This is a genomic window from Thalassotalea profundi, assembly GCF_014653195.1.
In the GTDB taxonomy this organism is placed as follows: domain Bacteria; phylum Pseudomonadota; class Gammaproteobacteria; order Enterobacterales; family Alteromonadaceae; genus Thalassotalea_B; species Thalassotalea_B profundi.
This window is the reverse complement of sequence record NZ_BNAH01000002.1, coordinates 77,573-90,053: the sequence shown is the minus strand read 5'-3', so window position 1 is coordinate 90,053 and position 12,481 is coordinate 77,573. Positions and strand designations below refer to the sequence as shown.

Annotated in this window: 13 protein-coding genes; 6 read left to right on the top strand and 7 right to left on the bottom strand. The window is 36.1% G+C overall.

All coding sequences use genetic code 11. From position 1 onward, the window contains the following. Positions 1-109 precede the first annotated feature (109 nt). From IE155_RS02560 to IE155_RS02535, 6 genes are all read left to right on the top strand, one after another. Positions 110-394, top strand: a complete 285-nt coding sequence (locus IE155_RS02560; protein ID WP_189376541.1) for a hypothetical protein — start codon at positions 110-112, stop codon at positions 392-394. Between the two features lie 7 nt (positions 395-401). Continuing rightward, a complete protein-coding gene (locus tag IE155_RS02555) occupies positions 402-1,049 on the top strand; it encodes a TnsA endonuclease N-terminal domain-containing protein (protein ID WP_189376540.1) in 648 nt (215 codons plus the stop codon). Positions 1,050-1,051: 2 nt separating this feature from the next. After that, positions 1,052-2,917: a TnsB C-terminal domain-containing protein gene (locus IE155_RS02550; RefSeq protein WP_189376539.1), complete on the top strand. Its 1,866-nt coding sequence runs from the start codon at positions 1,052-1,054 to the stop codon at positions 2,915-2,917. Continuing rightward, complete coding sequence (locus tag IE155_RS02545; protein ID WP_189376538.1) at positions 2,914-3,810, top strand: TniB family NTP-binding protein; 897 nt, start codon at positions 2,914-2,916, stop codon at positions 3,808-3,810. Before IE155_RS02550 ends, IE155_RS02545 begins: the two co-directional genes overlap by 4 nt. Position 3,811: 1 nt before the next feature. Further along, on the top strand, positions 3,812-4,783 hold the full coding sequence (locus IE155_RS02540) for a TniQ family protein (RefSeq protein WP_189376537.1): 972 nt from the start codon (positions 3,812-3,814) through the stop codon (positions 4,781-4,783). Between the two features lie 528 nt (positions 4,784-5,311). Next, complete coding sequence (locus IE155_RS02535) at positions 5,312-6,262, top strand: hypothetical protein (protein WP_229816985.1); 951 nt, start codon at positions 5,312-5,314, stop codon at positions 6,260-6,262. Between the two features lie 80 nt (positions 6,263-6,342). Here the strand turns inward: IE155_RS02535 and IE155_RS02530 are convergent, their stop codons facing one another. From IE155_RS02530 to IE155_RS02500, 7 genes are all read right to left on the bottom strand, one after another. Further along, positions 6,343-7,191 carry a pPIWI-associating nuclease domain-containing protein gene (locus IE155_RS02530; RefSeq protein ID WP_189376536.1) on the bottom strand — a complete coding sequence of 283 codons (849 nt, stop codon included), beginning with the start codon at positions 7,189-7,191 and terminating at the stop codon, positions 6,343-6,345. A gap of 104 nt (positions 7,192-7,295) precedes the next feature. Continuing rightward, on the bottom strand, positions 7,296-7,916 hold the full coding sequence (locus IE155_RS02525) for an HNH endonuclease (protein ID WP_189376535.1): 621 nt from the start codon (positions 7,914-7,916) through the stop codon (positions 7,296-7,298). A gap of 16 nt (positions 7,917-7,932) precedes the next feature. Continuing rightward, positions 7,933-9,114 carry a metallophosphoesterase family protein gene (locus tag IE155_RS02520; protein ID WP_189376534.1) on the bottom strand — a complete coding sequence of 394 codons (1,182 nt, stop codon included), beginning with the start codon at positions 9,112-9,114 and terminating at the stop codon, positions 7,933-7,935. A gap of 76 nt (positions 9,115-9,190) precedes the next feature. Further along, positions 9,191-9,472, bottom strand: coding sequence for a hypothetical protein (locus IE155_RS02515; RefSeq protein WP_189376533.1), 282 nt, complete (start codon positions 9,470-9,472; stop codon positions 9,191-9,193). A gap of 23 nt (positions 9,473-9,495) precedes the next feature. After that, on the bottom strand, positions 9,496-10,326 hold the full coding sequence (locus IE155_RS02510; protein WP_189376532.1) for a WYL domain-containing protein: 831 nt from the start codon (positions 10,324-10,326) through the stop codon (positions 9,496-9,498). Beyond that, positions 10,323-11,225, bottom strand: a complete 903-nt coding sequence (locus tag IE155_RS02505; protein ID WP_189376531.1) for a DUF7281 domain-containing protein — start codon at positions 11,223-11,225, stop codon at positions 10,323-10,325. The genes IE155_RS02510 and IE155_RS02505 overlap by 4 nt, the downstream gene beginning before the upstream one ends. After that, positions 11,218-12,480 (bottom strand): hypothetical protein, encoded by a 1,263-nt coding sequence (locus IE155_RS02500; protein ID WP_189376530.1) that lies wholly within the window; start codon positions 12,478-12,480, stop codon positions 11,218-11,220. The genes IE155_RS02505 and IE155_RS02500 overlap by 8 nt, the downstream gene beginning before the upstream one ends. Between the last annotated feature and the right edge of the window lies 1 nt (position 12,481).

Genomic DNA, 12,481 nt, shown 5'->3' with positions numbered 1-12,481 from the left:
ATTTACATCGCTTTAGGCTACTGTTCTGTATCGATGATTAAATTACATAACGATTTACATTAATAAATTGTACTGGTTTGAATGTTAATTTTATTTGTAGGGAGAAGTTATGAGCACGAAAGATTGGGTTTACGAACAAGATAATCCTGATATTGGCTGTTATCAAGAAATAACGTTTGAAGACGATAACAATAACCCCGCAGTTATCCAATCGAATAACCCCGAAGAATTTAGTATTACAAAAAATGAGTTTAGTGAACAGCTTACCGTCGCTATTCCCGCTGAAACCTTCGACAAAATAGCGATCGCTTGGTGTCGAAAAAGGAAACTACAAGGTGAACTAGGTGGTCCTGTAGGATTAGAGTTTGGTTCACCAGATAGTCCATATAAGTAAGTTTATTATGCCTATCAGAAAGATTCCCAAAAATTATAGCAATGTAACTGGCATTGCCGCTCACTCTAAAGCTGAAGGGCAAGCAATGTTTGAATCAACATTGGAACGTGACTTTCTGATGTTACTTGAGTTTGATAACAATGTAGAACGTTTTGAGGTCCAGCCTATTAAATTGGAGTGGAAAAATAATTTAGGCAAAACACGTTCATATACTCCCGATGTTTTAGTTTATTACAAGCAAAGTAAACACAAACCAACTCTATACGAAGTTAAGTACCGAGAGGATATCAATAAAAACTGGAACAAGCTGAAGCCTAAGTTTAAAGCAGCTATTAGCTTTTGTAAGGAAAGTAACTGGAAGTTCAAGCTGATAACTGAAATTGAAATAAAAAACGCATATTTAGAATCTGTAAAGTTTTTACTCCCCTTCGTGCGGCAAGGGGCATCGAGTGAAGATGATATGATGATTTTAGATGACAAAATTATTCAACTAGGTACAACAACACCAAAAGAGTTGGTGAGCTCTATATACTCTGATGAGTGGAACCAAGCACGGTTACTTCCGACGTTATGGTACCTGATTGGAAGCCGACAAATTCAAATAGATCTCAATTCCAAGATCACTATGTCGAGCAATATTTGGAAGAGGCAATAACTATGGAATCATCCGCATTAGTGCAAGTCTTACCTGGTAAAAAGGTTTCATATAAAGGTGATAATTACCGAATTGCTGAACTATTAGATCTAAGTCATGTGCTGATCGTCAATGAGATAAGTGGTATTTCGCAGAGCGTTTTTATTTCAGATCTTGATGTTGAACGACCTGAAGAAACTGAGACTATTGAAGAACTATTAAACATATCTGAAGAGTCTTGGAATATAGCGAAATCAAGACTTAAAGCTATTAGACCATTGCTTAATTTACCCAAACGTAGCCGAGCTGATGTTGAAAAGGTAGCAAAAGAAAATAATTTACATACAAACACGCTATATGGATGGTTAAAACTCTATGAATCATCTGGCTTATTGTCATCATTGTTACCAAAAGTAAGGCGTGACCGTGGCTCTACAAAATTTGATGAAAATATTGAAGAGATCATTAAGCAAGCTATTGCAACTGAATATTTAACCAAGCAGAAAAAATCACAGAGAATGGTGATTGATGAAGTTAAAAAGCTTTGTCGAAAACAAGATTTAACACCGCCTCATGATAATACTATTCGAAATAGGATAAAGGCTTTATCACCAGAGTTAGTGGCATCGCGTAGATTAGGTCGTAAGGTTTCTGATAATACGTATAGGCCAATAAAAGGACAGTTTCCTGGGGCTGATTGGCCATTATCTGCGGTACAAATTGACCACACTAAATTAGATATTATTTTGGTGGATGACCACTATCGCAAGCCTATTGGTAGACCTTGGATTACTCTTGCGTTTGATGTTTACAGCCGTATGGTTACCGGCTTTTATGTTTCTTTTGACCCGCCTAGTGCAATGACTACTGGTTTATGTTTAATTCATTCCATCTTGCCTAAAGAGAAGTGGTTAGCTAAATATGATATCAATGGTGAGTGGCCTTTGTGGGGGCTACCTGCAAAAATTCATGTCGATAACGCCAAAGAATTTCGTGGCAATATGCTTCAAAAGGCATGTGAGCAGTACAATATAGACATTGAGTGGCGTCCTGTTGCTAGGCCAAATTTTGGTGCCCATGTAGAGCGAGTGTTAGGTACATTTGCTAAAGAAATCCATGCTTTGCCAGGCTCTACATTTTCTAATATTTTTGAAAAAGGCGATTACAATTCAGAGTCAAAGGCATCTTTAACGTTAACTGAATTTGAGCATTGGCTAGCGAATTATGTCGTAAATGTATATCACCAAAAAATCCATTCGATGATAAACATGACACCGCTTGCGAAATATAAGCAGGGAATATTAGGTGACGAGCATAATCCAGGCTGTGGTTTACCCGCTAAAATTAGAGATGAAGAACGTTTAAGATTTGACTTTATGCCGTATGAATTACGTTCTATCCAAGATTATGGAGTGGTGATTGATAAAGTTCACTATTATCACGATGTGCTACGCCCATGGATTAATGCTCCAGAGCCAAATGACTCAAAAAGAAAACGAAAGTTTATCTTTAGAAGAGATCCCCGGGATATTAGCCAAATCTGGTTCTATGATCCTGAATTGCACTCTCACTTCGCAATACCGTATCGAGATACTTCACACCCTGCAATTAGTATTTGGGAATTACGAGAAGCAGTTGCTAGGGCAGAAGCTATGGGTAAAGAAAGCTTGAATGAGCATGCTATTTTTGAAGCTTATGAAAAAATGAGGGAGATTGAACAGGAGTCCGTGCAAAAGACTAAAGCTGCCAGACGTTCAAAACAACGAAGAAAAATACACGCACAAGCAGAGAAGCCTATAGCTGCTAAACCTGAAGTTTCAGAAACTCCAATTGAGGATATTCCTGAATTGGATATTGAGCCATTTGAAGAAATGGATGATTGGTCATGAGTAGTACTAAGCACTTAAATGAACTAGCAGTTAAACAGTTAGATCTTGATGATGACGAAAGGATCGAGAAAATCCGCTCAGATCGCTGGATTGGCTATCCTAAAGCTAAAACCGTCCTAACCAAGCTTGATGATTTATTATCATACCCTCGTACAGAGCGAATGCCCAATATGTTAATTGTGGGTGATACGAATAATGGTAAGACAATGTTGACTAAACGCTTCTTGAAGCAATATCCAGCTGAAGATAATCCTGAAGGGGATGGCATTATTGCTCCTGTATTACTTGTTCAAGCTCCACCTGTGCCAGATGAAGGTCGTTTTTACAATGCGATTTTAGAATTGTTATTTGCACCGTACAGACCGAGTGAACGGGTCGATAAAAAACAGTTTCAAGTCATTAAATTGTTAAAATACATTGCTACTAAAATTCTCATTATTGATGAAATTCATCATATTTTAGCGGGCAATTTAAATAGGCAACGTGCATTTTTGAATGTCCTTAAATATCTGGGCAATGAACTTCAAATATCGATTGTAGGTGTTGGTACTAAGGATGCTTTTAGAGCCTTACAGTCAGATCCTCAATTGTCGAATCGATTTGAACCAGTGTTGTTACCTCGCTGGGAGTTTAACCAAGATTTTTTAAGGTTACTGGTTAGCTTTGAACGAATGTTACCGTTAAAGCAAGCATCAAATTTACATGTCAAAAGTTTAGCTATGCGCCTTTATTCAATGAGTGAAGGGTATATAGGCGAATTATCGAGATTGCTTAACGATGCCGCTGTATATGCTGTTAAGAATAAAATAGAAGCGATAACTCTTGCGGTATTAGATCAAATTGATTGGATATCCCCATCGCAACGGAAGCGCCAGTTAGATAGAGCAATTTAATATGCTATCAGGTGAGTTATGGCCTGCTCACCCTCATCCATATCCTGGAGAGTGTTTGTCTTCCTGGATAGTGCGAACAGCTCATCATAATGGATTAAAACTACAAACTTTTTCAGATATCGTTTTCGGTAAAAGCAATCAAATTTGGAATAGAGATTTAGACCGACTAGCTCCTGGCTTTGTTTTGCAAATCATGAGTAACCGAGCTTCTATATCACTGAAAGAAGCTAATAAAAGTACGTTAAAGTTATATACAAACCGATTGTTTCCTACACTTAAACCTTCAGGAATATTGCGCTGGACAAATCCTCTTGTGCTTCATCATCGAAAACATACAGGGTTTGGCATGCAGTTTTGTCCCTTATGTTTGTTAGAAGATAGTGAACCTTATTTTCGAATAGCTTGGCGCTTATCACTTTATACATTTTGCCCTATTCATCAAGTGATGATGGAAGATCACTGTCCTTGCGGAGCGAGTGTTAATTTTCACCGTATTGAGCTAGGAAAAGCTAATCAGTTTGAACCATCAACACTCGATGAGTGCTATCAATGTAGTCGTCTTCTCAGTAGTGTGGAACCTAGAGTAATTCAGCTTCTACCTATGTCTGTTTATACAATTTGGAATAGAGTATTAAGAGTGATTACTCGTGGTTTTGTTAACTCTGGACCGATTAATTATGAACGGTTAATACTGCTTCATCAAATATGCAAAATTATCGTTTCACCACGTTTTAATCGGAAGATCAAAAGGTATATTTGTGATACATCAGGTTTACCTACATGGGATATTGGTATACACAGGTACTTTGAGCAATATGATGTTGATGAGCGCCACTATGTTTTAAAGCTGGCTTGGTGGCTCGTTGGTAATACTAATAAAAAGCTAAAAGAATCTATTAGAAGAAAATTTTTGCAACATAACTATTTGTACAGAGATTCATCTGATTTATTTTTAAGGTCGGTCGTTAAGTAAATTTTTATACGGACTTCTTTTTATGTAAGTTTATATTACGTCCTTTTTGATAATTTAGAGCATTATATTTATTCTGAATTAGATCAAAAATAAATTTGAGCAATTGATTTGCAGTGATTGGATCAGGAATTCATATAATGCATCAAATATAGGTAAAACTAGTGTTGATAAAATAAGCGTAAGAAAGTTAGCAAGCAATGCCGCATGTTTTGCATTATCGCCTAATTACATTGATTTGAAGGGGAGCCATTTTCGCAAATTATATGTTGAGAAGGTAGACATGATATGAGTGAATATCAATTCGTTTACTAGCTTTTTTATTCTCTTAATCCTCACTTAAATGAACTATTGCGCTCGTAGTGAAAATGTCTTAATGTTGTCACTGGAGCTGAACGCCATGGCTGCGAGTGACCAAAAAGACAGCGATTTAACTACCCTGCCACTTATGCAGAGCACTTTTTATAAACCTGCTGGCAAGTGTAGTGATTAAACACTCCCCACTACATATTTTAAAGCCCAGCATAGTTTATGAAGGAGAGCGCTCCCATGAGTACTCAATTATCAAAACTTTGTGCAGATCACCTGCGCGTATCTTTTAATGCCCTTACAGGGGAGAAGCTTAAAGCAAGTCATGCTGTACAGTTAGTTGCTGCGTTTTTTGGTTATAAAAGTCATGCGGCCTTACTAGCAGATCATAAATACCCAATAGATTTGCTGGAAGAAGCATACATCTTCATTCCAAATGTTGAGCTAATAGAGGTAAGGCGAAAAAATCTTAGTTTGCTGCCAGTAAATCTTCCGACGTCAATAGATATTGCGAAAGAGCTAGCTTCTTTTCTGGCCAATGAACAGCATACAAGTGCCGATATATGGTTACATGAGTCTTTTGAAACATACTGTCTAGAAACACTATTGGTAAATTGCCAAGATTTAATTGATGACCAACTTTCTGGTGTTATGGCAGAAACTAACGCCGGTTTCTGGAACCAACCTTGGTATGAAATTGAAAGCATTGAAAATAAAGTAGACGAATTGGTCATTACAGCTTCTGCTAAACATGAAGGTGAACCTCTTGACGATAAGCCCTTCAGCGGCGATACCATTGATTTCCAAGTACATATTTCGTTTCCACGAATAGCAGGGAGACGAGGGTTTTACGATTTTGATTTGGAAGCTGTAGGTTCTGTTAATGATGACTGGGTAGACCCTGCACTTAAATATAGCGCGCAGCAGTCAGTTGATACCGGAAGCCCTTTGGCAATAGAGCTTGGTATTACAAATGAAGAGCTTGAAGAATTAGATTATGAGGTCTACGAAAATGCTAGTAATGATGGATTAATTTATGACTATGTTATTCAATTTTCTCAACACAATGATCCTGAACTTTTAGCCAAAATATCTGGATTAGACGAATATAACGCGATTAGGGTTAGCGTCAATGCGTTTGATGAGCCGCCGAGTCCATTCGATACACTATAGTAAAGCTTAATCAAAGCCTCGAATGTTCGGGGCTTTTTGCTGTTTCCAATGCAGAGCTTTTGCTAAAAATTAGCTATTGTCTATTCATACCAGCTAGAAATGTCGACATTAAAGCTATCGAGATTCATTTCACATCCCAAGGGCTGTTTAAAAATTACTTCTATACTGCTTGTTACAGGAAAGCTAACAGGTATTTCAGCACCATCCTCTTTTCGCCTATCTGAAGCTGAACCGTACATGAGTTGGGCGTAAATCGTTCCTACAACCGTCATCTCTAGTGAACTTGAATTGATGGAGATATTCGAAACAGTTTCAGCGGTAATATCTTCAACGAATTGATGAGTTGAAATTTCCATCAACTCAGCAACAGATTCACTATTAATTCGTTTCATTAAGTTATCTGAAATATCACCAAACAGTTTTTCAGCGACCAACTCTCTAAGCTCGTTTATTTTGTTAACAAAAGCTAATGTGGCATCTAGACATTCAATAGCAACTTTTTCAACCTCAGCTTCATCAATATTGAACGTTGCTCTTTCAATATGGGTAAAGTTACTTAATTGGGAAATTATTGCCACCAAGTCAGTTGTAACTGTATCAATCTCATCTATTCGGAGTTTTTTTTCTACATAAAAATCTGATAATCCGCCTTGAATGCAGAACTTGATTCTTTGTTTACGAGTTATTCCATTCGAAGATGTGCTATCGGGCTTAAACCAACAACATTTTTCCAACTCATCATTTGGAGCTAGCCGGTGCAGCATATGGCGAGTTAGTTCCCGCAGTGCATAAGCAAAATTATTCAATCTCAATGGATTTGGTGTTAATAGGTTTATAAATGCTGAGTCTAATAATTCGACTTCGAAACCATCAAGCAAAATACTAGAAATTGAGTTTTGGTATTTGTCTTTAATATGTTTCATGTCCATCCTTTGATTATCTGTGTCGTGTTATAGTTTTTAGGCACTTATTTCCTTTCTAAAAACTTTGATAAATAATAAGCTTGAGCGAGTTTGAATTAAGAAATAATTCTTTAGCTGCCATGTTTCGCTATATAGTCAGTATAAGAAGAGTAGTTGGACTTATTTTGTGCCTTTCTATTTTTCCCAAGAATAGTTTTATTAATTCTCTTTTGAATAAATTCGCTCAGTTCTGAAAAGTTTGTTAATGAAATCATATCCCATTTAGCACCAAACTCTTTCTTGATTGAGCCGTAAAACACGGGATATTTTAAATTATTTTTACCTACTTCGGCTTTTTTGAACTCGTGATATCGATCAATTAAATATTTAATATAATTTTTATGGCTTAAACTAGATGAAATGCTGCCCAGTGGAGGAGATATATTTACTTTATTATTTAGATTCTTAAGATTTACAACATTGGCGATAATGCCTTGATTATTAGTTCCGTTGAAAGATAATATATTTTCGGTATCAGTACTGTTTAACTTGTTTTTTATTTCATCTGAAAGTTTTAAAACTTCCATTTCTAAGTTTCTCTCACTTATTATTCTACAGGCGCCTTCTATGTCACTATTGTTATTTAACAAATTAGGAAGGCTTTTGTCTATCCTTGATAATCCTTTGCCAACGTAGTGTCCTATACCGCCACTGGCTAATGCATTGGCTAGAAATAGTAATAAAGTTTCCATATTTTATCCTTTAGGGTCAGTCTAGTTGTAGTGTTATATTTTTCTTAGTTAGAAATTTGATAAAACTCTCTTTCTTGCCTGTGCCATTGTCTATAGTATTTCTTTGTCTTTTACTAAATAAAAGTTGAGCGCAGTAGCTGGCTTTATCAAACCCTATTATCTTATCGAAAAACTTTTCAGCTGTTTTGATACCAAACTTTTCAATAATAATTTTTTTTGGGGTTATTTGGTGCGTTTCATCTAAAACCGTCCAGGCCTTATCGCCCTTGTATCTTATTAGTCCGCCAAAGCCTTTGAAATCTGGCGTATGGGGAACTTTTCTTCTAATGTCCAATAATTCACTTAGCATACGTTTGTAGGCTCTTTGCTTGGCTGCTTCAAAATGAAAAGAGGCTGAGCCATTAAGTTTTTCATTGGAAATATCAATATTAAAATTATGATCTACTCTTGTTTGTCTATGACAGTGATGATTATCGTTGCACGGAACACAAACACCGCATCCATCTGAATAATAAGCAGACTCAATATAGCGATTTTCATCTATTTTGCTCTTTCGAGATTGCTTAGTTTTAAAGTGGTAGCCCCTTTTCATCATTTCAGCTATGCAATATTGATAATCCTCTTGAGGTTGAGTAAAGCCTTTGTAGCTTGATTGGCCAAGTATATTTCCACATTCATCAAATAAATGCTCACAAGTAGAGATGGCTAGAGCACATGAAATGTCGTAGATGCCAACAGGATCAAATAACCTATTTCCATGTAGGTGCCCGTGAAATACCGCTACTGCATTACTCTTAAGAGTGAGTTCTGCAGTCTTTATCGCACTGTGATGCCAATCATAATGAGACATGTCTTTGAAGCCAGTTGGTGGGTAGTGAGAAACCACAATATCGAGGTGTTGATTACACATTACATCATGTAATGACCAGTCATATCCGCCAATTCTTAGCCCGTCTATATCAACCACTTTGCCATCTAACATGTGTGGCATATCTAAATTTGATATAGAACCATGATCATGATTACCACTGATTGCATAAACTTTTACTCCTTCCTTTAATAGCTTTTCAAAAGTTATAGGGATGGGGGAATTTAGACAGTTATCCCCCATAAGAATAAGTGCGGTTGGCTTTAATTTTTGACATGCATCTATTAATGGTTGAACAACACCATGTGGATCAAAGGCAAAAATTATCACTATTAACTAATCTCCCTACTGTTAATTTCTGAAAGTTATATAGCCTATTGGGTTACAAAAACGACATACCAATTTATCAAACACTTTCAACGTGTATAAACTCACTCAACCAGGAAAGTATGCTGTCTCTGATAAGTTCACTTCCTTCAAAGTTTAGTTCAATACTTGGTCTTCTTGACCCCGCTGTGTAGAACTCAATAGCATCATTTTCAATGGCCTTGTATCCATCGATATAGCTTAAAAACAGGTTGGGTGCTCGTATACAAAAAACATCATCAAATGGTTCAAAAGAATATTCGATGTTATTGATAGTTATAGTTTTAGGTGACATATCATTATCTTTACGTGTACGGAACATAACTTTCCCTTTGGTTGAATTGGTTAAAGTAAGAACATTGAGAGTTCTTTGTAGTTTGTAAGAAATAGTGGTTTATCTAATGGATCGGCATTTGAATTGACAGCAATAGGGTAGTATTTAACAAAGTATTTAATCATTGCGGCACGTATATCATATGAAAATGGAGAAGATTTCCCATAATCATTTAGAACGAGCTTTCTTTGTAAAGAACTTAATGAAGGGTGAGCATCTAAATTAAGTGAGAGTATTGAATGCCAGTTGTGATCATTTAAATGATCGATATTGCTAGGTGAATGATCAGTGATTCTACCTATCCTAGATAAATTAAAGTCTCTATATTCACCATACTCTTCTGCATACGCTCTCATGTGCCATCTAATCCCATTAAATGCAATAGCATGGGGATGAAACGTTCTGGTCAACCCTTTAGGGTGATTCATCGAGTGATATTTGGCTTGGAATGCTAACTTATTTTTAATGCATTCATTAATTGTTCTAATAACATCTGGTTCAACTTTATTAAAACTGTTGGATATTAATTCAATTCCACTATCAGGCCATAAATATCCCCGATATAAATGGGAATATCGCACTAAATGATCGTGATAAACATCCCACTCGTTGGAAATAAATATGGGCTTAAAATCTTTCGGAGTAATAAATAATTTTTTTGAATAGTTATATTCTAAAGGTACAGGTACAAACTCATTGTAAGCTTGGATTTCGGTTATAGCATTGCGCGGCACAACTCCAATGAAGTGGCAAAGTACACTGGCATTAATTACTCCTTCCCATAGCGCGATTGTTTCAATTATTTCAAAACGTTGTTGTTGTTTTTTATTTGGTTTTTTCACGAGAGAATATCGACCTTAAGATGTTTTATTTTAAGTGCACTTGTTCGTTCTTGAGTATAGGCTTGCTTTTTTGTTGTTAAAAATGCGAAATAGTTTGCTGTTGCCTGACTAAAACCATCTGGCCATGATTGATTATTTAAAAGTATCTGTTGTTTTTTAAATAACTCTTTGTTGCCTCTAATACTTTCAGTTTCTTTTAGTTCAGGCAAAATAATAAAATCTAGGTTTAGTCTACTTGCGATATTGAGTCCTGCTATATCAAAGTCACCATAATACCCAAGAGTCATCTCATATTTTTTTGCCAAATCATGTGCAGTTTTTTCAGTATTAGGCAATGATATAGTTTTAATTAATTTGCTCTCATTATGGTGAGAGATTCCGCTAATCCCGCCTCGCCAAATGAAAATCACACCGCTAAGATTCATTTCTAATCGAGATTGATTTATCTCTTTGAATGTATCTAAATTTTCTACTAGGACTATAGATTGTGCACTTATATTAATTATGTCGTCTAAATTAATTTGATAATGAGCTACGCCTGAAGGCACTAAATTGAAGTTATTTAAACTGCATCCTAATTCAACTACTTTAACGCATATAGGATTGGGGAAAACTGCTTTTGCGCCAAACTTTTCATCAGGAGTTTTAAAACCATTGTCCGTTCTAGAGGAGTTTGACTTTGGTGGATTATGTGGATTGATCCCTATATTATCTAAGAGTCTATGTAATACTTGAACATCTTTAACTGTATAACGATATTTTTTACCTCGCTCACATTGAGTTCCAACTCCATAGTGTTTATTTAGATCATGGGTAACTTTTCCTGCTAGTTTTTCTCGTTTACCCTTGATGAGAATATCAAGAATGATTGATAGGTGGTTGTGAGAAAGACTAGACATTTTCTAAAAATTCCTTTGGTAGCCTTTTGGGGGCAATAATTGCGTCTTTAACATGTCTATTACCTGATAATTTAGAGAATTCTGCATAGATAGGTTTATGTTGAAGATGCTTTGTTATTGCGTGCCCGTGAACCTTTCGCCTAGTGAAGAAAGCGTGAAGGATTGTATAATTCCAAAGCTGAGGGGGAAGCTCATTATTTGGATCGAAGTACTTTAGTATGTCTGAAGCTTTGGTTGGCTTGTTCAATTTAAGTACATGTAAAATCATCTGTTTCAGTAATTTATCAGACAACGTTAGAAAATGTTCTTTTTTGGGAATTTTGGAGGTATCACATGAACTCCTCGAGCGTTTAAAACTCTCTTTGGGTTTAAGAGTTTTTTTAAGTTTTTCTAATATTGATAAGTAGCTATCTAGATGAGTTGGATTAGCAAGGTCAGGTGTACTATCCATACAAATAGCTTTAGGAAGAGCAAACTCATTTAACTCTCCACCAGCCTCAATAGTATCATCAAATAATAATGTAGGATTATCATCTAAGTGCTTAATGAGTCTGCGCATTAACTTAGTTTTTTCCTCTTGTTTACGCTCTCTATAAGCGAAAGCTTTTAGCAGTGAAAGCGTTTGTCCTACTTTGTCAAAAAACTGCATTGTCCTCCCTTTAAATGTAGTGACTAGGTCATCAATAAGCGCTTCCTGATGAAACTCATCTGCATCTAATAATGTAATTACTTCATGATAACTACTTTTAAGTTTCTCTAGCTCTTCTAGGTAGTATTTGTTTTCTAGTGCTCTCGCTCTTGAATAATCGGTTCGTCCAAAATTAACTTGTGTACGCCTAAACAATTCCTCTGCCGTACTATTGAAACGATGTGACAGAGCAAGAAATAGTTTAATCAATTCTCTTTTATTTTTTCGACGCACTTCATCATGTGTGCCTGGGCCTATATTGGCGTAGGTTATAAAAGACTGCCTAATTTTTGCGACTTCTCCACCAATGTCAGAATGAAGATAGGATATGGTGTCTTGCCTAAGCCCCTTGTCGATGATACGTGTAAGATCTGTATCAAGAGAATAATTGTCCGTTCCAGAAGGGACAATAAATTGAGCATTGACTAAATTATTAACAAGATTTTGGGTTCTTTTATCAGGTATATTTAGCTGTAATATGTCATCAGCATCATATAATTCAGCTACAATATCTCGCGATTGATATAGCTTTTCAATGAGAGAAACAACGGGATGTTTACTAACCATT